Genomic DNA, 25,618 nt, shown 5'->3' on the forward strand with positions numbered 1-25,618 from the left:
CTCCCGCCAACGTTGACGCAGTGAGTGTGCCGCTCAGCAAAAGCGGCACACAGTAGCCTGCGTTACGATGAGCGCCAGCGTCGCGTCAGCGGTTTCTCCGCTTCAACAATCAAGAACATGACAAAACCAATGGCAAAGGTGATGAGCCAGTAACGGAATGGCAACGCCTCGGTGCCAAACAGCATTTGCATAAAGGGAAGGTAGATAATCGCCAGTTGCAGCACGAGCAATACGGCGCTGACAATCCAAATCCCCCGGTTGGCTAATAACCCCTTGGTCAGCGAAAAGCCGTTGGATACTCGGCAGTTAAGCATATAGAACCACTGTGCGGTGACCAGCGTTTGCAGCAGGACGGTACGAATCAGCTCGGCAGAGTGGCCTTGCGGTTGGAGCCAGGCTTCCAGTGCGAAGGCGCTGAGTGCAATCATGGTGCCGACAAACGCCACGCGCCAGATAGCAAAACCGTCCATTACGTGCAGGCTTGGGTCACGCGGCGGACGCTTCATGATGGTTTTCTCACCGGATTCAAACGCCAGACCAAAGGATAACGTGGCGGAGGTCGCCATGTTCATCCACAGGATCAGCACGGGAGTTAGCGGAATCAGATTGCCGGCTAACAACGCGATAATGATCAGTAAGCCTTGCGCCAGGTTGGTTGGCATAATAAACAGGATGGTTTTTTTCAGATTGTCATAAACGCGACGCCCTTCTTTCACGGCGCTGGCGATGGTGGCAAAATTGTCATCGGTCAATACCATGTCTGCGGCTTCTTTGGTTACCTCCGTGCCTTTTATCCCCATGGCGATCCCGACATCCGCTTGCTTCAGCGCAGGCGCGTCGTTCACGCCATCGCCGGTCATGCCGACAATCTCTTTTCGGGTTTGCAGCGCCTGCACCAGCCGGAACTTGTCCTCGGGGCTGGTTCGGGCAAAAATATCATAATTCTGCGCCGCGGAACTGAGCGTTTCCGCATCCATTTTTTCCAGCTCGCGGCCGGTAATCGCCTTATCCGCATTGCCGATACCGAGCATTTTCCCGATGCTCATTGCCGTTTCTGGATGGTCGCCGGTAATCATCTTGACGCGAATGCCCGCCTGCAAACAGTCGCTGATCGCGGTAATCGCTTCCGGACGTGGCGGATCCATCATGCCTGCAATACCAAGAAATACCGCGCCCTGTTCCAGATCCTGATGCGTCAGCGCCTGTTGCCCTTCAGCGGCGGGCTTCCAGGCGGCAGCTACCATACGCAGCCCTTCCCGCGCGTACTCTGCCATTTTGCTTTCCCAATAGCCCAAATCAAACGGTTGAACGCCGCCATCCGTTAGCTGCTGCTGACACAATCGGAACAGCACATCGGGGGCACCGGTGATCAAGATCTGCTCTTCGGTGCCAACCCGATAATGGGTCGCCATATATTTGTATTGGGAATCAAACGGGATTTTACTGCGCAGTGCCGTTTCCACGGCTGGCAACGTCGCCTTGGCGGCGAGCACTTTGAGTGCACCTTCTGTTGGGCCACCGGTGATTTTCCAAAAACCGCTATCGTCTTTGATCAGTTGGCTGTCATTGCATAAATCGATGGTGCGCAGATAGCGCGCAAGCAATGAATCTGCCGCGATGGATACCGGGTGAGAATCCTCCAGTGAGTGAATCGCGCCTACCGGTTCGTAGCTGTCTCCGTCGACGCGATAGACCGCATCCGCAGTGATAATGGCTTTGACTGTCATTTCATTCATGGTCAAGGTGCCGGTTTTATCAGAGCAGATAACCGTCATCGCGCCTAAGGTTTCTACCGTGGGCAGTTTGCGGATAATCGCGCGTTGACGCGCCATGGCTTGCACGCCCAGCGACAGAATGATGGAAATAATGGCTGGCAGCCCTTCCGGTACAGAGGCAACCGCCAGGCTTATCAATGAGAGTGTTAATTCAGAAACCGGCATATCACGGAACAGGATGCTAAAAACAAACAGCGCTGCCATCATCACCAAAATGAGGATAAAAATCGCCTTGCCCAGTTTGTCCATTTGCACCAACAGCGGCGTGCGATGTTTCTCAATATCGGCCATCATCTGGTTAATGTGGCCCAGCTCCGTGTCGCCACCGGTGGCGATAACCACCCCCTGCCCGCCGCCAGAACTGACCGTTGTGCCCGAGAACAGTAAATTGAGGCGATCGCCGAGCGGCAGATCGCCGCTTAACGCCCCGGTTTGTTTCTGCACGACCGTCGATTCACCCGTCAGGATAGCCTCTTCAACGCACAGGTTGTGCGCTTCGATAACCCGTAAATCGGCAGGGATGCGGTCTCCGGCGCGAATGACGACGATATCGCCAGGGACCAATGCCGTCGTCGGCACCGTTTCATGCTTTCCCTGACGTATTACTAATGCCTCACTGGAAAGCATGTTACGGATGCTTTTCAGCGATTTTTCTGCGTTGCTTTCCTGAATATGGCCAATCAGCGCATTGATAACGGCCACGCCAAGAATCACTGACATATCAACCCAGTGCCCCATGACGGCCTTTAATAGCGCCGCAGCAAGTAAAACGTAGATCAAGACATCGTTGAAATGGGCTAAAAAACGCAACCAGGCCGGCTTACCCTGCTTTTGCGGCAAGGTATTTTCACCGTAGGTTTGGAGGCGTTTCACGGCATCCTGGCTATCCAGTCCCGTCACGCTGGTATCCAGCCGGGCCAAGACCTGTTCTACATCGCGCTGGTAATCGTTATTCGCAGCGGGTTTGTCATTTGAAAGCATATCGTTGTGCATAAGCGCTGACCCTTTTCGTATTCATTTACCTGATACCCAAGCGGACAGAAACGCATTAACCTGGTGACAAACCAAGCTGAATTAAACGTAGCACAAGGTTATGGATTTTATAGGGTTAAGTGCGAATACACCTAAAAATATCACACAAGCATTTTTTCATGGTGATTTAATCTGAGCAGCATTCACCTGGCTTTTATCAAACAAGCTACAAGTATCAATATAACCGTAATGCCAAAAAATGACTCTACGTAGACGTGCCACTTCTGACTTTTATTGTTTTCAGGTTAAGCTGGATTTTCTATTTTCATTTTTACAACAAGTCATAATGGAGTGGGCTGATGAGAATATATTCGTCAATTATTAATCAAAATACTGACTCGTTAGATGTGGCCTTGGCAAAAAAAACAAAAAACTCTGACATTTCCAGAAAAACCCTTAATAAGCTGGTAAAAATCGCTACCAAATCCATTGGCTTATCCAAAAGTGATGCGAAAAGTATATTTCACAACACGGGAAAAACAATAAAAACGCCAGAATCAAAACAGCTGAGCAATGAAATATGCAAAGTCCTACGCCATGTATCCCATCAGCACGTAAAGCAGATATATACTACCTGGATGAAGAACTGCGGTGTCACCCTAACGCCTAAAACACCCGATGGGTGTTGTTACTCGGATTTTATGCATGACCACAGCAATATTATCGGCAGCGTGATTGCAGAAAGCAAAGAAGCCGTTGTGGTCGTTGATAAATTGCAAGCTAATCGTTTGATAAAAATCTTTTTCGACGGTGAATCACCGGGCATGATCAAAGATCAAACAGAGGCATTTAATCGTTATTACGGCGATGGTACCGCCAGTACGTTATCCGGTCGAGCGATTGTGTTAAACAATATCAGCGGTTATCCGCTGTCACAGGTACACCGTTTTCACGAAAATGCCGATGTCGATTTTGTGAAAACGGTGGCAAGAATGATTGATAAAGATGTGCATTCAATGGGATTGTCCAAGGATGATTTCTTATACAACGCGCAACATGAAAGGTTCCTCCCCATCGAGATGGAAACGCTCAAGGTCAACGCCATTAACCATGAGGCTTTGCAGTCAGCGCTGATCTATATCAGAGAACGGGATAGCGCTGGCAATTAGACGGTGCGCTACCTTGCGGTAAAGTATAATAAGAATGCCGGGTGTGAATCACCACCACCCGGCGCAGCAAGTAATACAATATTATTGGTTTAGCAATACGGTGGTTTTATATTCCCATAGCCGATTGTAATTAATGTCATCCAGATCGCGCTGTAGGTTTGCGTTACCTTTGAACGGTCTACGTGTGGTGGCGGCTGCACTCCACGGATTGAGCAAGTCATAGCCGCTATCAACGCTGCTGTCTCGAATCACCAGTTGACCATTTGCTGTTTTACCCGGCAAATAACCAGTTTGGCGCGCGCCCTGATCCCAGGCCCGGCCCATGTTGGCCTTTTGCTTGCCAGTCTTATAGCCACTGTCGGACGTCAGCGCGCTGTTGATCACCAGGAAACCGTGTTTTACCCACGGCATGGTGTCGGGAGCGAATACATAGGCTTCTTTTGATTTGCGCGTCGATACGGTATGGAAACGGACGTTATCAAACACGGCGGTGGCACGGCCAAAAACGTAGTCGACATCCCCTTCGATATAACTGTCTTTGATATAGGCGCGGCTGTAGTGATCGGTGACGTAATTATTCATTTTATCACTGGTGTTGACGAAGAACGTATCTTGCCGCCCAATCAAACGCACCTGCTCTAACTGAACCTTATCGCCATCCGTTCGCAACGCGACGCCCTGATGTGTGCCACTGTCTACCGTATCCAGCAGCGAGTTCACCACCGTCAGATTTTTTAACTGAAATTCATCGCTCTGTGACCATAAGACCGCGGCGCAGATGGTATCAATCGTTTTATTCTGCTTCGATGCGCAAACGTCATACATATACCAGGCAGGGTCGCCAGGCTGATATTGTTGATTGGCATTAACCATCGTGCGGTAGGTTTCCGGTGAAATCATCGAGTCCAATCCCAGCGATATCACGGTTTTTTCCGGCGTATCGCCAGCGCCAAACAGCGTGATCGGTGGCGCTTCAGCGGGTACGTAAACTGTGCCGATGTAGGTTCCTGGCTGCAATTTGATGTAAATACGCTGATTACCTTTCTGCTGTTTCAATGCCTCATTCACCGCGTCTTGTATCTGCGTATAACTGGCACCGTCAACCCCTTTTGTTGGCCCCACCACATAGGGCGTTTTTACTGAAGCGATGTTGATAGGCTGAGGTGTCCAGGCGTCGGCAATGGGGGAAGCATAGAGGCCGCGATAGGCAAAATAGTGCTGTTGTGTAAAACGCGCAGCCTCATCGCTGGACAGCACGGGCCGTTGTGCTGTTCCTGGGAACGAAGGCTGATACTGTGCCTGCGGCGATGTTGCCGTTTGACACGCCGCTAATAATAAGGAAACGGATACCGCAGCAGCAATACCGGAGAATGGCTGATATTTCACTTCTCACCCCATGCAGATTAGTAAAATGAAATCGAGTTTCAATTCTATTTGCAAGAAAAAGAAAAAAAGTGAAGCGCGATCATGATTTTAGTATTGTCTGCCCCACCAGGTACTGTTGACGGGGTTTTATCAACGAGAGGCGTTATCTCAGGAGAGTGGTTGTTGATATAATGCAATGTATGTTGTAACTAAATTAAGCTTGTACTGATATGATTCGAGCGTCATTGTCGTTATCCCCTTACACCAGCGGAGCCAGACACAGCTCTTCGCTTTCAGCCAACTGGGTTTTCAACACTGAGCGTTCCACCTGATGGCAGGCATGTTGTGCGGCCTGTGCCGGAGATTGTCCGGCGAGTAAAGCCGCGGTCAGTTCTGCACAGAACAGATCGCCAGTGCCTTTCGGCGCAATGGGTAAACGGTTATGCAGGATCGGTACCACCGCATCGCGTGTGACGCACAGCGCCTGAATCCGTTGCTTATCGAGGTTGCCCGGTGCACTGGTGACAACCACCCACTCCAGCGTTCCCTTTAGCAACGAACGTGCAGCGGCAATAGCCGATTCGGCACTGTCCAGCGTCATCGCCGATAAACAGCTCAGCTCAAACGCATTTGGCGTCAGCCCGGTAGCCAGCGGTAATACCTCATCGCGATAGCAGGCATTTATCTCGGCATTGACGTAGTAACCGCAGTCAGTATCCCCCATCACCGGATCGAGAATGATGTGAATATCCGGCCAAGAGGCGCGCACCTGTTTAAGCCAGGCAACCAACGGCGGCACCAGCGAGGTCGTGCCGATATAGCCAATAACGATAGCACGCGCATGTGTCAATGCGCCCCGCTCCAGCAGACCTTGCAGAAAACCTTCAAACCATTCGACCGGAATTTTCCCACCATAGCAGCTAGGATAATGAGGCGTATTGCTGAGGATGACCGTAGGCACCAATGCAACACGCAACCCATGTTGCGCCAGCGCCGGTACCGCGATACTGTTCCCTACGCAACCATAAACCACCTGCGACTGAATGGAGATCACATCATAGTGTGCAGGCCCGGAATGAAAATGGGCGCTTTCCGCGTCCGGCGTAATGGGTACGTACTGCATGTTATTCCTTTATCTGAATGATAACGTTATCGTTAACATCCGTAGCGAAGACCATCGTGTTCATGATGTCAGGATAGCGCAAACGTGCAATCCTGAATACCGACAGAAGCGCGCATTACCGAATAAACGGCACCCGCGCCGATATTAGAACTGCATTAGAAGGGAGATCATCGTGCATAACTTACCTGATATTGCTTTTTTTCACACGCTGGCCGATGCCGCCGCTGAGCAAACCCTGCCGCGCTATCGTTCAGCGCAAAATCTTCATATTGGCAATAAACCCAAGGAAGGTTTTCGCTTCGACCCGGTGACCGATGCCGATCGCGAAGCGGAACGCGCCATCCGAGCCCTGATTAGCGCGCACTACCCTGAACATGCGATTTTGGGCGAGGAGTTTGGCGCTGTTGGCAGCGGCGAAATCCAATGGATATTGGATCCGGTTGACGGTACCCGGCCTTTTCTGTGCGGCATTCCGGTGTGGGGAACGCTGATGGGCTTGCTGTATCACGGGCGCGCCGTCATGGGAATGATGAGCCAGCCTTTCACGCAAGAACGCTTCTGGGCCGATGGGATTCAGTCGTGGTATCGGGGCCCCTACGGTGAGCATGCGTTGCAAACACGTAAAAATCTACCGCTCGCGCACGCTATCCTACACACCACGTCACCCGAACCGGTGCTGAGCCACCCTACTGTCCATTTTCAGGATTTGACGCAACACACCTTGATGACCCGTTATGGCGGAGAGTGCTATGCCATGGCGATGCTGGCCGCTGGCCACATCGATATCTGCGTCGAGTATGGCCTGCAACCTTACGATATTGCCGCGCTGATCCCGATTATTGAGCAGGCAGGCGGCACCGTGACCACGCTCGATGGCGGGCGTCCCGAAGGCGGCGGGAATATCGTTGCTTCTGGCGATCCGCAACTTCATCAACAGGCGTTAGCCATACTCAATGGCTGACAGGTGCTAGTGCTCCTTCCCCCCTTCCAGCAGGCGCGCCCAGCGCGCGCCGCCATCGACTTGCTCGACAATCAGTTTCAGGGTCATGGTCAGCGGCACCGCCAACAAAATGCCGATCAGCCCCAATAATCCCTGCCACACCAACAGTGAAATCAGGACCACGCTGGTGGCGATATTCAGCTTCCGGCCGCACAGATAAGGGTCAACGATCCAGCCCAATATCAGGTTGATGACCAGGAACGCGGCCAGTGCCGCCATGCCGGTGCTCATGCCGTTAAAGGCAAATGCCTGAATGATAGGCGGTACTGCCGCCAGAATCGATCCCAGAACGGGAATAAAATTCAGCAGAAAGGCCAACACAGCCCAAATAAAGGCGAATTTAACCTGCAAAATGGTTAACAGCACCCAGATCGCCACACCGTTTAATACGCTCATCAGCGTTTTAAGCATCAGATACTGCGTCACGCTGTCAATACCGCGGCGCACGGCTTTCATGCCAGCGGATTCCGTGCGAAATAGCCGTTGGATTTTCTCCACTAATACCGGCACCTCGATCAGCATAAAAATCACGGTGAGAAACACCACCAATGCCGACGAAAAAAAACTGGATACGTGACTGAGCACGCGGGTAATCAGCCCAAGAAATTGCCCTGGGTCAATCAGCGACATCGCGGCTTCTGGCGATAGCGTTAGCCCCAACTCCTGTAATGGTGCCATGCCGACGGCAAGCTGACGCGTCAGCAAGCTGCGCATTTGCAGGCTCATTTGATTTAACTCGGGCAAAGCCGCCACCATCCGGAGCAGGACGTAGACCAGCAGCATCAGCAATACGCCGCCCAGCAACACCACAATCAGAGAGCGCGGTAAGCGTGTGCGACACAACAGCGCCACCACAGGCTCTAGCACGATAGCCAAAAACAGGGAAAGCAGGATAATGGAAAGAATGGAGGCTGCCAGATGGATCCCCATCATGACGATAGCCAATGCGGCTAATAGCAGCATGCGATGCAGCAACGTATCATCGGAGCACACAGGTGTTTTCATGGTGGCCTGCTTAGGGTTAACACGACGTTTAAATCCTGCCGCGCGCGGTAAAATCCATTTTTGAAAATGCGCGTCGGAAAGTCTGTTCTTCAACAGAAAATATAGCGGCTTTTCGCCGCAACGTCGTTGTAACCGCTATTTACCCCAGTGCGTTCTGAGGTATTCCACCGCCGGTGCGGTTTGAGGTTGATGCAGAAATCCTTCGCGAAAGAGCACGCTGCCTTTCACTTCCGGCAGCGCTTCATTGAGCGCCAACTGCCGCCGCAGTTCAGGCACGCCGCCGTCCCGCGCCCAATCAGGCTCCTTTTGCGCAGGCACGCCGACTTTATACAAGGCGACACCAATGTAGAGACGGGTTTTTGTTGGCCTTACCACGTCCGCCCACCATTTTACCAGTGTGTCATAACGGACGATTTCTCGTGAAAAAGGCCAGTAGATTTGCGGGATGATATAGTCAATCAAGCCGCGTTCCACCCACAACCGGGTATCCGCATAAGCGATATCGTAGGTTGCACCGCCACGCGTATCCGAGCCGCGTGCGTCATTCTCCGCGTTGCGCCACACACCCGCCGGACTGATGCCAAACTCAACCTGCGGCTTGACCGCTTTGATCGCCATCGATATTTGCTCAATCAATAGCAAGGTGTTATTGCGCCGCCAGTCCCCTTTGGTGGCAAACCCCTGTCCATATTGCCGATAGGTGGCATCGTCTTGCAAACGAGAAGCAGGCGTTTCGTAGTAGAAATAATCATCAAAATGGATGCCATCCACGGCGTAGTTGTTGATCAGTTCCACCACCACATTGGTGATCCACTGACGCACCTCTGGGATACCGGGATCCAACACGAACCGATCGCTCGCCGTGCGTATCCACTCAGGGTGTAGCGCATACACGCTGGAGGGTGAAGCGCTAAGGGTATGCCGCAGCGCGGCCACCGTTTTTGGCTGGGTATTGCTGGTCACACGGTAGGGATTGAGCCAGGCGTGAATACGCAATCCACGCTTATGCCCTTCAGCCAACATAAAAGCCAAGGGATCGAAACCGGGATCTTTGCCCACCACACCGGTTAATACGTCAGACCACGGCAGTAACGCCGAGCGGTATAGCGCCGTGCCATCCGGTTTTACCTGAAAAAAGACCGTGTTAACGCCCAGACTCACCAGATTGTCTAGTTTGTCAATCAGCGCCTGTTTTTGTAACGCAATACGGCGCGCATCAGACGGTTCATCACTTGACGCTGGCGTCGGCCAGTCAAGGCCAGAAAGCGTGGTCAGCCAAACGCCCTTGACGTTCTCCGGCACAGCCGGAGAAACGCGGACGGGAGCCTCAACCACGGAGGGAGGAGTGACTTTGCTGTTACTGCACCCAAGTAACCCACACACCAAACACAGCAAAAAACAGCGACGTCGATAACTCAGCATGTTTGGGCAATTCCTTGGCAGTAAAAAAGTCAATCACGGGTTCAGGTACGGTATTTTTCCACCAGCGCTTTGGCAATCGCCTCCGTTTGCGCATCGGCATTGCCTTCAATGTCCGCCGGGCGGAAATGCATCTGGAACGCGCTGATGGTCAAACGCGTATCTTTATCCAGCTCACCGTTTTGTGGAATTTTATCATAACCATACTTATGCAATGCTTTCTGAAGCGTCAGCACATCAGTCGGCGCAGTGGGCTGCCGTCCGGCCAGATACTTGTTCACCGTTGCGTCATCAGGCCAGGCACCAACGCCCATCTCCGCAAACCGTTTCCAGGGAAACAGCTTACCGGGGTCCTGTTTGCGCAGCGGTGCAATATCGCTGTGCGCCAGGACATTATCCGGCGTGATGTTGTTACGCTTGATGATGTCTTTGGTCAGCGCGGCAAGCGCGGTAATCTGCATTTCATTGTAAGGATACCAGGTGCGAACGCCAAGCATGTTATCGGTAAACCCGAGATTCACAATCTCAATGCCCACTGAAGAATCATTGACATTTACCCGGCCATTCCAATTACTGACCCCCGCATGCCAGGCTCTCATATCCTCTGGCACCAGTTGCATTACCACGGGCTTGTTATTACGCAGCGGTGGATATTTCGCGACCAGATAATGCGCGCTGACCTGCCCCTGGGTTAATACCTCTAACGAGCGCGCATCATTCAGCGCGGTGTAATGCAAAATCAGAAATCGGACACGCTCATTCTGGCCTTTAGCCGGATGAGTGGTATCCACGATGTAATCACCGCGATCGATTAACGTTGAGCGCGGCGTAGAACATCCGGCCACCACCAACGCGAGCCCCCCTACCGCGAGCCATTTCAGCCCGTGTGGGCGCATGGTTGATAAAAAAGAATTGAATATCATAGAAAAATTCACCTCCTTGGCGATTATTAACAGCAATAAACATCACAATAAGCAAGTAAACAGGTGCTTTGTTCTAATAATATTTACGCGGTTGCTATTAAATCATCGCTAAACCATTGCAATAATTAATCGTTTTATAGCATTTACCCATATTAATTACCCTTTTTAACAACAAAAAAGTGACGTCGTCACTCATTGCGTTAACCCTACTGCGGTAATCGTTTCTGTAAAACAGACAAAAAAAAAGGGAGCCGCCCGGCCCCCGTTTATTTCATTCGACGCTACAGTGCACGCTGTCGCGTTTCCTGCCCCAGCAGCACGATAGCAAAGACAGCAAGCAGTATTGCCAGGCTAAACAAGGCAAAAATACCGCCGATGGGCACGCCGCTTGCGACCAACGTGCCGACCAATAACGGGCCAAAGATCCCACCGATACGCCCCACTGCCGCCGCCATTCCAGCACCGGTAGCGCGAATGGATGTCGCGTATTGTTCTGGCGTATAGGCATACAGCGCGCCCCAGGCCCCGAGGTTGAAAAATGACAGCAGCGAACCGGAGAGCAGCAGTTGCGGTGCACTGGTAGCAACGCCGAAAAAATAGGCGCTGATCAGCGTTCCCAGCAAATAGACCACCAGCACAACCTTTCTCCCTGCGCGTTCAATCAGCCAGGCAACGGTAAAATAGCCGGGTAACTGCGCCAGCGTCATCACCAGCACGTAACCGAAACTTTTCACCATATCAAACCCTTTGAGCATCATCACGCTCGGCAACCACAGGAACATGCCGTAATAGGAGAACACCACGCAAAACCAGACAATCCACAACATCACGCTGGCACGCCGCTGCTCCGGTACCCAGAGTGCGGCAATCTTATGGCGAAAAGCACTTTTTTTCTCTTTCTGGCTCAGTTGCAGATAGTGCGGCGAATCCGGCAAACGAAAACGCAGGTATAACGCGTAGAAGGCGGGCAACGCACACAGGATCATGGCACCGCGCCAGCCAACGCTCGGCAACGGAATCAGAAAATAGGCGATTAACGCCGCCAGCAGCCAGCCAACGGCCCAAAAACTTTCGAGCAGTACCACCACGCGGCCGCGTACTTCCGGGGGCACACTTTCGCTGACCAACGTTGATGCCACCGGCAGTTCGCCGCCTAATCCCATGCCGATAAAGAAGCGCAATACCAGCAGGCTGCCGAATCCCCAGGCAAAAGCGCTTAATCCGCTGGCGATGCTGAACATTAACAGCGTGATCATAAAGGCAGATTTACGCCCTTTACGATCGGCATAGAGTCCGAAAACAAATGCGCCAACCGCCATGCCGATGGAGTTGACGCTGCCGATCAGCCCTAACTGTGCGGCGGACAGCCCCCACTCCAGTTTTAGCGCTGCCAGAACAAAAGACAACAGCCCGACATCCATGGCATCAAACAGCCAGCCGGTGCCACAAATGAGCAATAACTTATTACTGGATAACGCACCCTGTCTAACCTGAGATAAAATCATGATATTGTTATGTCATCGTCAATCACGGTTTGTTTAGCATACTAAACACGCGTGACGCTGTCATGCAGCTTTTTTACCCAGACAGCACAATTTCACCTTAAGGCGGAGTGATACCATGACCGAAAAGGCGATATCAAACACCACACCACCCCACTATTCTGCGGCTGAACGGCGTTTTCACAACGTGCGCCCCAGCGTATACCTGCACATGGGTTGGCGCGAACGCCTTTCGGTACTCAGACGCCTGTTGTTTACTGCACGATCCCGTATGCCGGAACAGCGTTTGCCCGAAGTCCCGCCGAATTGGCGGGAGTTTCTCAAACCGGACAGTAAAACCCGCGTCATCTGGTTTGGTCACTCCAGTCTGTTGCTCAACATGGATGGCGTCACTGTGCTGATCGATCCGGTATTTTCCGCATCCGCAGCCCCCTTTCCTTTTCGCATCAAGCGTTTTCAACCGCCGGTGGTCCCGATGGAAGCGTTGCCGTCCATCGATGTGATTGTGTTGTCGCATAATCATTACGATCATCTGGACCGCGTAACCGTTGAGTTTTTCCGCGATAAGAAAACCCATTTCGTTACCCCGCTCGGTATGGCAAAAACGCTGCAACAATGGGGCATCGCCGCAGAACGCATTACCGAACGGGATTGGTATCAGGCATACACGTGGAAGACGCTGAGATTAACCGCAACGCCAGCGCGTCATGCCTCCGGGCGCACCCCCTTCGATCATAACCGCGCGCTCTGGTGTTCCTGGGTGCTACAAAGCCCGCATGAAACCCTGTATTACAGCGGAGATTCGGCCTACGATGACCACTTTACGGCCATCAGAGAACGGTTTGGTCCTATCGATCTCGCGTTTGTCGAGAATGGTCAATACAACCGGCGCTGGCCCGATTCCCACATGACACCGGAACAAACCCTTCAAGCGGTACTCGATTTGGCACCGCGCACCTTTGTTCCTATTCACTGGGGCATGTTTACCCTGTCGCTACATCATTGGACAGAGCCGGTACAACGCAGCTACACGCTGGCCGCGCAGAAAGGTATTCAGATGCTTTGTCCGCGTCTGGGTGAAGTGGTGGACAGTCACTCATCATCGCCCCCACCGTTATGGTGGATGCCCTTTGTGCCCGAGAAAGCGTCGGTCCCCCTCCCGCCCGCATCACGAGGCACGGCATACTCGGAAAACGACAGCCCATAGAAAAAAACCGCCGATACGCGACGCTAAACCCAAGAAACAGCGTTGATAGGTCAAATATTTGGTGGTTTTGTCGTTTCTTTATCCGTTTGACATTGCCATTTCCGGTTTAAAGTACATTTTATAGTAAACTGATTTGATTTCAGCTTTTAACCCTCCATTTAATAAGGTCTTTTTCTTGGCAAAATCATTACTACGCAGCGGAAGTTTGGCCGATTTTTTTGCGCTGGGCGAAAATGGGCAACCGGTGTATGCATCGGCTCTTCAGTTGCGGGAAACTCTACGTTTACGGCGACAACAAGCAATCGCTGACTGCCTGGCCATTCCGCAGCCTAATGAAACGGGCGATCGTCTTGATTGGTATGCTCCCGGCGAAGGAAAAGTCACCTCATGGATGGCCGCTAGCGAGGAGGAACGGGAGGCAGCACTGGAGCAGTTGCAAACCTTTCTGACCACCGTTGCGGCGCTGAGTGAACGCGCGTTGGCGTCAGACAGTGCGGCGCAGCAACGATTTGGTGCCCTGCTCGCCAAAGCATTCCAATTTCCCGCGGCAAATTACGTTTATCTGGTTGATGGCCGCCCCGTCATCACCTTTTGGGGTTTTATTAATCTCGACCAAAAACCTCGAACCGACGCCTTAGCGTGCCTGCGCGAAGCCTTACCGGTCATCACGGCACAACCGCTGGTCGATCCGATTGCACCGCCCATTGCACAGCCCAACGCTGCCGCCGTCTATGCAGAAACGGCGTCACTACCGGTTGAGCCAGAAAACGAACCCGACGACGCGCCCAAGGTGGCGATCCCTGCTGTGCCAGCGACGGCACCAGGGAAATCGGCATTGCGTCGCTGGTGGTGGGTTGCACCGGGCGTGGCACTCGCCGGTGCATTAGTGTGGCAGTTCCGCGCTGGCGTACCGAGTAAACCGATAACTTCAGAACCCGTGGTGGCACATACGCCAGAAAAACGCGTGCTGCCTGCCACGGAAAAAGTCAAAGAAGCTGAGACCGTTGCACAAAACGCCACACCGATAGCACCACCGCCCGTTGCTGCTGAAACGCCGCCAGAAGCCGAAAAGGCGCCCGCCGTTGCGCATCCAGAAACAGCGCCGGTAGTAGCACAGAAACCGGCCCCGGTGCCCAGCGCACCACCGGTTGAAACCGTGGTAGCAGAAGCAAAACCGGAAGAAGCCAAGCCGGTAGACAAAAACGCGCTGGTAATGCCATCGTTGGCGGTCAAGCTGGGAAAAACCGATTTCCTCAACGGCACCTGGCGCGTAACCGCCGATACCAAAACCCCCACGATTGGCAAACCGGCCAGCCTGCGTTATCAACTGAAGGATGGTCAGGGTACGGTGCGCCTCACGCACGGTGAAGGAGTCAGCTGTCGCGCCAACGTTACTGCCGGATTAATGCAATCGGGCAATCTGATTATCAACAGCCGGGTAAAAGCGCGCTGTAGTGATGGGTCACGCTATCAAATGCCAGAAATTGTTTGTTCTCAGGGGGCCAGCGGCCCGGCTGAGTGCTCAGGCCGTTATGACGACGACAACCTGATCCCTTTGACTTTCAAGCGTGAGAGCGAATAACCCTATGCTGGCCACGATTACGGACTATAAACAAAAGATCACCCTCATCCAGGACAGCGGTCTGCAATTTTTGGATTTTGCACTAAAACCGGCTATCGATGCGCAAGGCCCAGGCAAGTTCGTCCGCAAAACGGCAAACGGTCCGCTGTTGCGTCTGATCCTCAATGATGAGAACGGCAAATATCTCCTGCCTGCGCCGCTGGGGTCTGTACCAGAAGTGGTACGCCCTGAATCCAGCTTTTCGCTGGGCCAATCGCTGCTGCTACTGAGTAATGTCTGGCTGCCGCTGCCTTTTATGCGCTTCAACCCGCCGCGTACCTTTATCGGTGGCCCGGATAACTGGGCGCGCATGAAAGTCGTTACTCTGCCAAGGCCGGATCAGGATGGCAACACCCACCGTATTTGCATCGTTTTCGACACCAAAGTCTATCCTGACGGTGAGGATAACGAACTGCTGGCACCGACCGAAAGCGACATTACCGCCGGATTGAAGTTTACGCTGGCGTACCACAGTGAAGAGTTGGGTGAATTCCTCGATTTAACCTGGGTCGATGGCTGGCTGCGCGAAGTCTTTACCCAACATGCCACCGCACGTGAACAGCGCAGTGAGGCCGATCAGCGCACCGCGCTGCGTGGTTTTGAGTATCAGGCGCACTACTTGAACCTGCTTGATATGCTGGGCAAACAACTGCGGATCCCGGAAATCACTCTGGTTGCCGGCACACGGCAAGAGCCGGACATTTCCGTTGACCTGATTCTCGATGTGGGCAACTCGCACACCTGCGGCATTCTGGTCGAAGATCATCCCGAAGCGCACAACGGGCTGAGCCAGAGCTACGAGCTGCAATTGCGCGACATGGAACAGCCTCATCAGATCTACAATGAGATGTTTGAAAGCCGCATTGAATTTGCGCACGCGCAGTTTGGCAAGCCCAATTTCTCGCTGGAAAGTGGCCGCGAAGACGCCTTCCTGTGGCCGTCCATCGTGCGCGTTGGCCGCGAAGCCAGCCGCATGGCGCTGGCGCGTCTTGGCACGGACGGAGCCAGTGGTCTCTCCAGCCCGCGCCGCTATCTGTGGGATGAAGAGAGCTACGCCCCCGGCTGGCGCTTCAGCAAAACCGTTGGCAATGCCGCGCTGGAGCCGCACGCCATCGCCGCACCGTTCACGCATTTGATCAATGATGACGGTCAGCCGCTGTTTACCGTGCCGTTCGACGATCGTCTTCCAGTGTTTTCTGCACAATACAGCCGCAGCTCGCTGATGTCGTTGATGCTGTGCGAACTGCTGGCGCAAGCGTTGAGCCAGATGAACAGCGCGGCGCAGCGCGCGAAAATGATGAATGACAGCGCACCGCGCCGCCTGCGTAACATCATTCTGACGCTGCCCTCCGCCATGCCAAAACCTGAGCGCGAAATTTTCCGCCGTCGCATGCAGGAAGCGATTGGTCTGGTCTGGAAAGCGATGGGATGGCACCCGGCGGATGATGGCTTCAGCACCGAACAAGAGAAAGCGGCCAGCCGCTTTCCCGTGCCTGAGGTGCAAATGGAGTGGGATGAGGCCACCTGCGGCCAGATGGTCTATCTCTACAACGAAAGTCAGGTCAATTTTGGTGGCAATACCAAAGCCTTTTTCGCCAGTCAGGCGCGACCAGACCGGGTACGCGATGCCGATGAGCAGCCGGGACAAACCCTGCGCGTCGCATCGATTGATATCGGCGGTGGCACCACCGATCTCGCCGTAACCCAGTACACGCTGGATGACAGCATCGGCAGTAACGTCAAAATCAGCCCGTTGTTGATGTTCCGCGAAGGTTTCAAAGTGGCGGGCGACGATATATTGCTGGACATGATCCAGCTCTACGTGCTGCCCGCACTGCATGCGTCACTGAAAAAAGCCGGGATCGCCACGCCGGACAGCCTGATGGATAAGCTGTTTGGCAACGCAGGCCGAATGGATGGTCAATCTACCCTGCGCCAGCAGTCCACCCTGCAAATACTGATGCCGATTGGACGCGCGATCCTGGAATCCTATGAAGGGTTCGATCCGCTCGACATGAGCGCCGAACTGGAAGCCACCTTTGGTGAACTGCTGCCACAGCGACCGACCGGCAAGGTACTGGACTATCTGAACGGCGAAATTCAGCGGGAACAACCGGCGGATGCTGCGGCGTTTGATATCCTGCACACGCCGCTTATCGTTCGGCTGAGCAAGTTGCACGGCGAGTTCTTGTCCAACCGCATCAGCATCACGCAAAATTTGCGTTCGCTGTGCGAGGTTGTCGCGCTGTATGATTGCGATGTGTTGCTGCTTACCGGCCGCCCGTCACGTTTCCCCGGCATACAGGCACTGTTCCGTTATCTTCAGCCGTTGCCCATCAGCCGCATCGTTTCACTGGATGGCTACCACACCAGCGATTGGTATCCGTTCAATAAATTCGGCCGCATCGAGAACCCGAAATCCACCGCGGCTGTCGGTGCCATGCTGTGCCTGTTGGCACTGGACCTGCGCCTGCCGGGCTTTTATTTCAAAGCGGGTGATTTTGAACCCTACTCCACCATCCGCTATTTCGGCATGATCGATGCCAATCAGCAGTTAACGCAGGATAACCTCTATTACAGCGACATCGATCTGGACACCGCCGATTTTGAATTGGACAAACGCGGCTACTTCTCGGTGCGCGGCGGTATTGGGCTCGGTTTCCGTCAGTTGGATAACGAACGCTGGCCAGCCACGCCGCTTTACACCCTGACCATTATCGATCAGCCGCTGGCCCGCAAGCTTGCGGGTGACAGCGTGTTACATCTGCGTTTGACGGTGGCGCGCGAGGCGGGGCAATCCACGCCGGAACGTTTCGAAATCGCGGATGCCACGCTGCAAGATGGCAGCCAGGTTCCTCTTCACTATCTGCGGCTGCGGCTTAATACGCTGGCTGACAGCGCTTCCGGCGCAACACACTACTGGATCGACAGCGGGAGCGTATTTAGCAAATGAGAGCACTGACGCCAAAACAACTTTCGACCCGGTTAACCACGCAGTTGACTGCCGTATCAGAAGGCATTGAGCAGGCCATAGAGTGGGTAGAGACAACCCGCTCCCGCTCGCCGCGTTTGGAGATGGAAGCCGATACGCTGACGATAAAACTTCGTCGTCACCGCAACAAGGCACAACGACTGGCAGACAGCGCAGGAAAAGAGATGGCCATCGGGCTGTTCGGTCAGGCACAGGAAGGCAAAACCTACCTGATCTCCGCGTTGGCCGCGGGCGAAAATGGCCGATTGGAGAGCGATCTCGGCGGCCATACCCTGGACTATCAGGCGCATATCAATCCGGAGAGCCAACTCGCCGGACTGGTGACCCGCTTTACCCGTCAGCCAGGCGTGAAAAACGCCACTTATCCGGTTCAATTGCTGCTGTTAAGCGAAGCGGATATCGTCAACATTCTGGCACAGGCGTATTTAACCACGGCCGTTGCTCCACCGTCGCCACGCAGTTTGGCCGAAGATGAGCAGCAACTGGTCGAGCAGATGGCGCTGCTGGCGATGCATCGTCAGCCCGAAACCATCCCGGGATTCAGCAGTGATGAAGTCATTGCCCTGTGGGACAGTCTGGCGCGTCACGATGGCAAACGGCAGAAGTGGCTGGAGACTCACTTTTGGCCCGCGGCCATCTCCCTTACGCCGGCGTTGACCATTGACGATCGGGCGCGGTTGTTCTCGGTGCTGTGGCAAGGCAAAGAGGAGTATACGGCGACCTATCGCCAGTTTGCGCATACGCTACAGCGCCTGAATTACAGCCATAAAGTGCTGGCACCGTTAAGCGTACTGGTCGATGACGTCTTGCTGCCCACCGATGGCATCATGAACCTGTCAACCGTCGCCTATCTCAATACCTCTTCCGATCCCAGCGTACATGTACGTCCGGTCATCAATAACCGGGCCAGCAAACCGGTTGAACTGTCACTGGCAGAGCTGGCTTTTCTCGCCGTTGAACTGGTGGTGACCTTGCAGTCACCGACGCGCGAACCGCTGTTTGAGCAAGTTGACCTGCTTGATATTCCGGGCTTCAATCCCCTCAGCAATGTACACGCCGCTTCCAGTGGCGATCGCGAGCACGGCGCGGTGCAACGTTATCCGGTGCTGATAAAAAATCTGCTGCACGCCAAGGCAAGCTATTTGCTGGAACGGTACACCGAGCAGCATGCCATTAATCTGTTGATGGTCTGCACGGCGGTAGACCGGCGCGCCGATGTCAAAGCGGTCGGCAAAGCGCTCGACTACTGGGTGAAACAGACGCAAGGGGAAACGGCGCAACAGCGCAGTCAGCATAAACCTGGCCTGATCTGGGCGGTCACCAAATTCGATCAGCGCGTGTTACACAACACGCACTACGATGAAGGCGTTCAACGCTACGTGGGTAACCCGGGAGAATCCTGGGGAACCATGCTGGCGACGGATGAACGCGGTGTAAAACGCATGGCTAACTGGCTGAATACCGAAGTCAAACGGGAAAACAAGCTGGCGCGGCTGTCAGAACAGTTACTCGAGATGCAAAATGAACTGTTTGAGCACATTCTCGGCGGCTGGTATCAGTCGGACAGTGAAATCTCGGCGATGAGAAAGCAGAAAGTGGCCGAATCCGTGTTGAAATCACTCCAGACGCGGCCAGGCGTACACGGCGAGTTGCTGGAGCGCATGTTACCTACGCGGGATGAGTTGCGCCGCCTTTACCAACAGCAGCGTCAATCCGGCGTTAGCCATGTCATCCATCCGGCCCTGGATAACACCAGTGCCATGACCAACGCCGATCCGTTTGGCATCGCCATGGACATCGATTTATTCAGCGACGCCCCGCTGGATGTGACACAGACGGATGAGTCCCACGCGCAGAGCGATGTGGATACCAATGCGGTCTTTGCCCGTCAGGTGTTGCGCTTTTGGATAAACCATATGCGCAATTTGCCGGACAACGCGCCGCTGGTTGAGCTGCTCGGGTTGGGCAAACCGACGCTGGAAATGCTGATGGAAGAGGTCATTACCGCCGGTCTGCGGCAAGGCATCAATCAGGCGTTGCACGCGGCACTGAACCAGGATGATCACCCCAGCGCCTACACGGACAATGAGATCGACAGTCAGGTTTCTCGCGCCCTGACGGTGCTCGGCGATTATATTGCCTGGCTGGGCTTCCAGAAAATGCCCGAGGAGCAGCGCCCGGAAAGCCGCATCAACCGTGGTCGTAAAATTTTTGCCAAGCCGGAAAAACAGGCCGTCAGTTGGGGCACTGCCAAGCGGTTGACCAAGTTGTCGCTCACCCCTACCAATAACACGGCGTTTTACGTGTACGATTGGCTGATTGGGCTCAACACCTTGATACTGCAAAACGCCGGGCACTCTGCCGGTGGAGAACTGGATACCGAACAACGCAAACAGTTAGGTGCCATTCTGCAAATTTTCAAACCCACCCCCTCTGGCGCAAAATAACTGCCCCGCCCCTGCTCGACGCAGGGGCAAAGCCTTCACATCGGGCCATTCACGGGTGGTTTTCGATACGGGTCGCGTTCATCTCAAGTGTGGCGAGTAATGATGAATGCGGGTTATCAACGATGTAATCGCGCAGTCGCGTCAGACTGACGTCGTAATCGGACACGCAGCACACGGCGAAGTACAGACCGTTTTCATCTGCCATTGCGGCAACATAGCGCTCAACGGCGCGCCTGATATCCGATAACGTCATTTCGAGGGTCGACGTCGATGCCTGCGTGGTTTTTTCCTGTGCCAAAAGCGGTACACACGCTTCTTTCATCATCAGACTGCTTGGCGATTGCGTCGACAACACCTCACAGCCGCCAAATTTGTTGACGTAACATTTTAAGATACTGCCCAGGGTCATCATGTGATCGCCGCGCGCCAGCGCCGCCATCGCGTGGTGTACCTGCGTTTTATATTCAGGCTCGCTGGCGATCAAATAGAGGCAATTGGCGTCGGCGATATCCTCAACGGGACGGCCCTTGACCGACATGCTTTTCGGATCGAGGCTTGCAATACCTAATACCTGTGACGATGAGGTAGGCGGATCAATCGCCAGCAGCACGGTAGCACCGCGACTTCTGTCACTCGTTGCACCATTCCCACCCCAAAAGGTATTGAAATAGTGTTGATCCGAACCGTACACGGCCAGTTTGCCTGATGTTATCGCAGCAAAGGCATCAAGGCTGTCGCGGTGTGAAAGACACTGCTGAGTGCCATCTGGCCCGTATTCGATGTCGATTACCCGCCAGTGTATGTCCTGATATCCATTGCATTGTAACTGCGCATGAATAAAGGACTCCATCAGCAACCCACCGGCCCCCAGTGAAAGCAACGTCAGCGGTTGATCCCGGTTGGGCATCGTCTGTCTGATATGGTTAACCACCTTGTTAAGGTAATTTACCCGACTGTGCAGCGAGGAGACATCCTCATGTTCACACCAGAAAAGCGCGTCCTGATAGCGATAGATCAATTGTCCATGCTGCCGGAGGTGGGTTTGACTCATCACCGCAGCAGGCGTCAAGGCAACGTGCTGCCGGGCACGGGAAGAAAGGGGTAACAGGGCGATGGATTCGGAAGTCACTGCTGGCAACATGGCAATATTCCGTGCAATTTTGTGGATTACACGATAACAGTTGCCAGTCCAGCCTGCGTTGTAAAATCCGATGTTGTAAAATCTGATATCCCACCGCCTCAGACGGTGGGAACCGGTCTCACATCGAGAAAAACACTCAGGCGAACAAACCACTCAACAGCCCTACGCCAAGCAGCGCAGAGCCCGCACCGATAACGCGCGGCCACCACACACTGCGTTTTGCCGCCAGCATCGCATAGCCCAACGCCAGCCCGCCGATGTGCAGCAGCACAGTAGCCACCACCATCCCTGACAAGGCAGCAAAGGAGTGAGACAACTCTGCACCGTGCGCCAGCCCATGAAACAGGGCAAAAGCACCCACCAGCACCGCGCCGGTGGCGGCTGACAGCTTCAGTTGCATCGCCACCATCAGTCCCAGGACCAGCAGAGAGGCCGCCACAATATGCTCAGTCGCAGGCACAACCAACCCCGCCATCCCAATCAGTGCCCCCACCAGCAACAGGCTGGCGAACGAGACCGGTGCCAGCCACCATTTTTGGCTATTCATGGCGCTCCACACGCCGACCAGTGTCATGGCAAACAGATGATCAAGGCCGGTAAGCGGATGGATAAATCCCTGCATAAAGCCGGTCACGTGGTGGGCGCCATCATCGGCCCCGATATGGGCAAAGGCGGCAACGGGCACGGCAAAAAGCGCAGCAGTGAAAAGGACCTTCATTGGGTTATTCATTTTCAATTCCATTAACAGGTTGGGAAGAGAGATAGCAACGCAACCGTTTTACCCAATACCGAGGCACCAAATTATGATTTAAATTAATTTTGTATGAACTATGGTTTTTAATGCCGTTATAAAAACAGATACAAAGATAAAAGCAGAACAAAAATAAATTAACAGCGTTAAATATCGAATAAATGATAATACGTCACTTTATCGATACCGGTGATGCGAGATAAAAAAGGCGTCATAGCATTGTGCTGATATAACGCCTTTACGGGTTTGTTGCTCGAAAGCGATTACGCTTAGCGGATGGCGCGTTTCAAAATGCGATTGGCGTTGTTGTAGAAGTCATCCGCGACCTCATTGAGCGATCCTTTGCCGTAATCGAGGCGCTGAACGCTGGTGGTCCACAGTTGTACCAGTTCCTGATTCTCCATGTAGGGCGATACCGGAACCTGAGTGGCAGGCTGTTCAGCCGCCGCCTTGTAGGCATTTGCCAACAGATTGGTCGGTGTGATCACCCCGCTCTGCTCCAGCAAGGTTACCGCTTTCGGGTTTGCCGGCATGCCGTTTTGTAACGCCAGCGCCTTGATGCCTTCCGGATTACTCAGCAAGAAGCCGATCAGCATCGCGGATTCTTTGGGATACTTGGTGTTTTTACCCACCGCAAACAGTGAAGACGGCTTGGTATTGATCGCTGAATCTTTGGCGTTACTCAGCATAGGATACGGACCCGGTTCCAGTACCGTCTCTTTTGGCATGTTGCTGGCGTAGGTGTAGATGGCGGAATCCCATAAATACATGCCGCCCATTTCACCGTTGATCCACGGGCGAATTTCATACACGTTAGTGCGACCAAACGACGAAAAATAACGCTGATCGGGTATCACATGGTTATCCACCAGCTTTTTATAAAAGCCAAACAGTTCGCGCACCTGCTCACGATTATAAGCCAGGCTCTGTTTGCTCTCGGCAATCATGTCAATGCCATATTTCTGCGCCATGTAGGCGCGCCCCAGCGTCAGAATATCGAGAACGTCAGAGGAGCCCTGCGCCACGCCGAGGGGGTAGAAATTGTCTCCCAACGCTTTTTTAAAGGCGGGTCCAGAGGCAAACAATTCATCCCAGGTCTTCGGGTAGGCAACGCCCGCTTTATCCCAGGTACCTTTGTTATAGATAAACCCGCGCGACGTCATGGAAATCGGCACCCCTTGCAGCTTGCCTTTCACCTCACCGGTTCTCAGGTACTGGGGCGGGAAATCCGTTAACGCCAGCGCGTCGCGCTGTTTATACAGATCGTAAAAACCGTCACCGTTGCGCGAAAACTGGGGCAGCCAGTTCCAGTCAATGCGGATCACATCCGGCTCTTGTCCACCCGCCATCTGGGTTGACAGACGCGACAGGTAGCCATCCCAACCCGCGTATTCGGCTTTCACTTTGATCTCCGGGTGCGCCTTTTGGAACGCATTGATGGCGGCCAGGGTGGCTTCATGACGCTGATTGCCGCCCCACCAGGAGATACGGACTTCAACAGGATCGGCAGCATGAACGGCAACGCTGCTGATTGGTAATGCGGCACATAACAGTAGGATACGAGGAATACGATGCAAGACTTTCGTCATAATAGAACCCTTAATTATAGTCATTGTGCTGGTATCACCCACACAGCAGAATATCGTGGGTACTCTATTCCATCGAAAAATGGTGATTTCATCGAAAAACGTGGGTCGCGCTGGGCCGTGTGTCCACCTCGCAAGCGACAACTGGGTACTCGCAGTTTGTGTTGGGTGGCCTCCCATGGCTATTTGCAGGTTTATTGTGGGCGACGCGTGAGAATTACGCCCCGCCCTTGTGTATCCGTCAGTCAGGCAGCTTGACGGCCAGATCGGCGATCTTCACCGGCTGTTCCAGTCGTAACGATCGGTTGGCGGCAATCCCGGTCAGGATGGAGCGCGCACCGTCGCGATAGTCGGCCGCGCGTTGCAGCGGATCGGGATCCGGCGTACCAAACAGATCGTTCAACATCACCAGATCGCCGCCGCCGTGCCCACCAGCCTGGTACACCACCGGCACCTTGTAGGGGGCATCAAACATCGGATAAACCGTGATTTCACACTGATCAAGCGCGCCTTCGTCCTCTTTCTGCCCGCCGCCGTTGACATAGGATTTCTCAACCAGCTTCATCTCCAACCGCCCTTTACTGCCGTTGAACACCACGTTCAACCCTTCCCAGGGCAGATAGGCATTGAGGGAGTAAGTCATGATCGCTTTGTTTTTGTAGCGCACCATAACGCCCATCACGTCTTCAATGTTGATGCCGTCGTCAAACACGCTCTTATCACGGTAGTAGCCATCCTCATGTTCGGCATCCAGATACAACGCCGTGAGTTGGGCGCTTTCACTCATATTCAAAGCAAACGGATCGTCCTTGGCCGCCGCGCTGTTGTGCGAACGCGCATAGAACTCGGTTACGCCGCGCGCTTCAGCGTTGGCCTTGCCGTAAAAGCGCAAATCGCCCTGGGCGTACACCGTTTCCGGTTCAGAGTGCAGCCAGAAATTCACCAAATCGAAATGGTGGGTGGATTTGTGCACCAACAGTCCGCCGCTGTTGCGTTTGTCACGGTGCCAGCGACGGAAATAGTCGGCACCGTGTTGGGTGTTCAACAGCCACTCAAAGTGCACCGAGAACACATCGCCTATCACACCGGAGGCAATCAGCTCACGAATCTTGCTGTGGTGCGGTGCGTAGCGATAGTTGAAGGTGACGCGCAGTTTACGTCCGGTGCGGGCGATAGCGTTGATGATGGCCTGACATTTCTCTTCGTCGATGGTCATCGGTTTTTCACTGATCACATCGCAGCCCAGTTCCATCGCCCGAATAATATAGTGGTGATGGGTGCGATCGATGGAGGTCACGATCACAATGTCCGGTTTGCACTCGGCGATCATGGTCTCGAACTGGTCAGCGCTGAAACACGGCACCGGCGCATGTCCGCACTCGCCAATCATTTTATTGGCATATTGCATGCGCGTCTGGTTGGTGTCGCAAAAGGCAACAAAGGTGCTGGTTTGGTGATAATCCCTGGCGATTGAGGTTAAATAGAGGCCAGCACGCCCTCCGGTGCCGACAACGGCATATTTTTTCTTCATTACTATCATTCCTTCTTTTCTGACGTTAACGCAATGTATCGTCGCCATTTTTCGAGCGCGTTAACCAATATCGCGTGCGCTCATTGACA

Annotated in this window: 17 protein-coding genes; 6 read left to right on the forward strand and 11 right to left on the reverse strand. The window is 53.7% G+C overall.

Annotated elements, in window-relative coordinates; all coding sequences use genetic code 11:
* Positions 1-62: 62 nt before the first annotated feature.
* Positions 63-2,768, reverse strand: a complete 2,706-nt coding sequence (locus tag J5067_RS04495) for a cation-transporting P-type ATPase (RefSeq protein ID WP_264650523.1) — start codon at positions 2,766-2,768, stop codon at positions 63-65.
* A 338-nt stretch (positions 2,769-3,106) separates the two neighbouring features.
* On the opposite strand from J5067_RS04495, the gene J5067_RS04500 reads away from it, so the two are divergent.
* Positions 3,107-3,916, forward strand: a complete 810-nt coding sequence (locus J5067_RS04500; RefSeq protein WP_264642690.1) for a hypothetical protein — start codon at positions 3,107-3,109, stop codon at positions 3,914-3,916.
* 81 nt (positions 3,917-3,997) lie between these two features.
* Here J5067_RS04500 and pemB read toward each other — a convergent pair whose 3' ends face one another.
* Entirely contained in the window at positions 3,998-5,302 is a 1,305-nt protein-coding gene (gene pemB / locus J5067_RS04505; protein WP_264642691.1) for a pectinesterase PemB, read from the reverse strand.
* A 238-nt stretch (positions 5,303-5,540) separates the two neighbouring features.
* Complete coding sequence (gene pdxK / locus J5067_RS04510; protein ID WP_264628626.1) at positions 5,541-6,404, reverse strand: pyridoxine/pyridoxal/pyridoxamine kinase; 864 nt, start codon at positions 6,402-6,404, stop codon at positions 5,541-5,543.
* A 169-nt stretch (positions 6,405-6,573) separates the two neighbouring features.
* Here pdxK and hisN point away from each other — a divergent pair, with 169 nt between their 5' ends.
* The gene (gene hisN, locus J5067_RS04515) at positions 6,574-7,365 is read left to right on the forward strand and encodes a histidinol-phosphatase (RefSeq protein ID WP_264650844.1); all 792 of its coding nucleotides are present in this window, start codon (positions 6,574-6,576) and stop codon (positions 7,363-7,365) included.
* A 6-nt stretch (positions 7,366-7,371) separates the two neighbouring features.
* Here hisN and J5067_RS04520 read toward each other — a convergent pair whose 3' ends face one another.
* The 4 genes from J5067_RS04520 to J5067_RS04535 all read right to left on the reverse strand — a co-directional run bounded on the left by J5067_RS04520 (position 7,372) and on the right by J5067_RS04535 (position 12,256).
* Complete coding sequence (locus J5067_RS04520; RefSeq protein ID WP_264642693.1) at positions 7,372-8,409, reverse strand: AI-2E family transporter; 1,038 nt, start codon at positions 8,407-8,409, stop codon at positions 7,372-7,374.
* A gap of 135 nt (positions 8,410-8,544) precedes the next feature.
* Positions 8,545-9,831: a glycoside hydrolase family 10 protein gene (locus J5067_RS04525; RefSeq protein WP_264642694.1), complete on the reverse strand. Its 1,287-nt coding sequence runs from the start codon at positions 9,829-9,831 to the stop codon at positions 8,545-8,547.
* A 41-nt stretch (positions 9,832-9,872) separates the two neighbouring features.
* Positions 9,873-10,709 (reverse strand): N-acetylmuramoyl-L-alanine amidase, encoded by an 837-nt coding sequence (locus tag J5067_RS04530; protein WP_264643728.1) that lies wholly within the window; start codon positions 10,707-10,709, stop codon positions 9,873-9,875.
* Between the two features lie 323 nt (positions 10,710-11,032).
* Positions 11,033-12,256: an MFS transporter gene (locus J5067_RS04535; protein WP_264650524.1), complete on the reverse strand. Its 1,224-nt coding sequence runs from the start codon at positions 12,254-12,256 to the stop codon at positions 11,033-11,035.
* Between the two features lie 115 nt (positions 12,257-12,371).
* On the opposite strand from J5067_RS04535, the gene J5067_RS04540 reads away from it, so the two are divergent.
* The 4 genes from J5067_RS04540 (at position 12,372) to J5067_RS04555 (ending at position 20,520) form a co-directional block, all read left to right on the forward strand.
* Positions 12,372-13,460: an MBL fold metallo-hydrolase gene (locus tag J5067_RS04540; protein ID WP_264650525.1), complete on the forward strand. Its 1,089-nt coding sequence runs from the start codon at positions 12,372-12,374 to the stop codon at positions 13,458-13,460.
* A gap of 175 nt (positions 13,461-13,635) precedes the next feature.
* Positions 13,636-15,042, forward strand: a complete 1,407-nt coding sequence (locus J5067_RS04545; RefSeq protein WP_264650526.1) for an SrfA family protein — start codon at positions 13,636-13,638, stop codon at positions 15,040-15,042.
* Between the two features lie 4 nt (positions 15,043-15,046).
* Complete coding sequence (locus J5067_RS04550; RefSeq protein ID WP_264650527.1) at positions 15,047-18,034, forward strand: virulence factor SrfB; 2,988 nt, start codon at positions 15,047-15,049, stop codon at positions 18,032-18,034.
* The gene (locus tag J5067_RS04555; RefSeq protein WP_264650528.1) at positions 18,031-20,520 is read left to right on the forward strand and encodes a putative virulence factor; all 2,490 of its coding nucleotides are present in this window, start codon (positions 18,031-18,033) and stop codon (positions 20,518-20,520) included. Before J5067_RS04550 ends, J5067_RS04555 begins: the two co-directional genes overlap by 4 nt.
* Before the next feature lie 49 nt (positions 20,521-20,569).
* Here J5067_RS04555 and J5067_RS04560 read toward each other — a convergent pair whose 3' ends face one another.
* The 4 genes from J5067_RS04560 to J5067_RS04575 all read right to left on the reverse strand — a co-directional run bounded on the left by J5067_RS04560 (position 20,570) and on the right by J5067_RS04575 (position 25,529).
* Positions 20,570-21,661, reverse strand: coding sequence for a hypothetical protein (locus J5067_RS04560; protein ID WP_264650529.1), 1,092 nt, complete (start codon positions 21,659-21,661; stop codon positions 20,570-20,572).
* Positions 21,662-21,797: 136 nt separating this feature from the next.
* On the reverse strand, positions 21,798-22,391 hold the full coding sequence (locus J5067_RS04565) for a HupE/UreJ family protein (protein WP_264642701.1): 594 nt from the start codon (positions 22,389-22,391) through the stop codon (positions 21,798-21,800).
* Positions 22,392-22,681: 290 nt separating this feature from the next.
* Positions 22,682-24,001 carry an ABC transporter substrate-binding protein gene (locus J5067_RS04570; protein ID WP_264642702.1) on the reverse strand — a complete coding sequence of 440 codons (1,320 nt, stop codon included), beginning with the start codon at positions 23,999-24,001 and terminating at the stop codon, positions 22,682-22,684.
* A 238-nt stretch (positions 24,002-24,239) separates the two neighbouring features.
* Positions 24,240-25,529 carry a Gfo/Idh/MocA family oxidoreductase gene (locus J5067_RS04575; RefSeq protein WP_264642703.1) on the reverse strand — a complete coding sequence of 430 codons (1,290 nt, stop codon included), beginning with the start codon at positions 25,527-25,529 and terminating at the stop codon, positions 24,240-24,242.
* Positions 25,530-25,618 lie beyond the last annotated feature (89 nt).

This window comes from Candidatus Symbiopectobacterium sp. NZEC151, from assembly GCF_025962655.1.
GTDB lineage: Bacteria > Pseudomonadota > Gammaproteobacteria > Enterobacterales > Enterobacteriaceae > Symbiopectobacterium.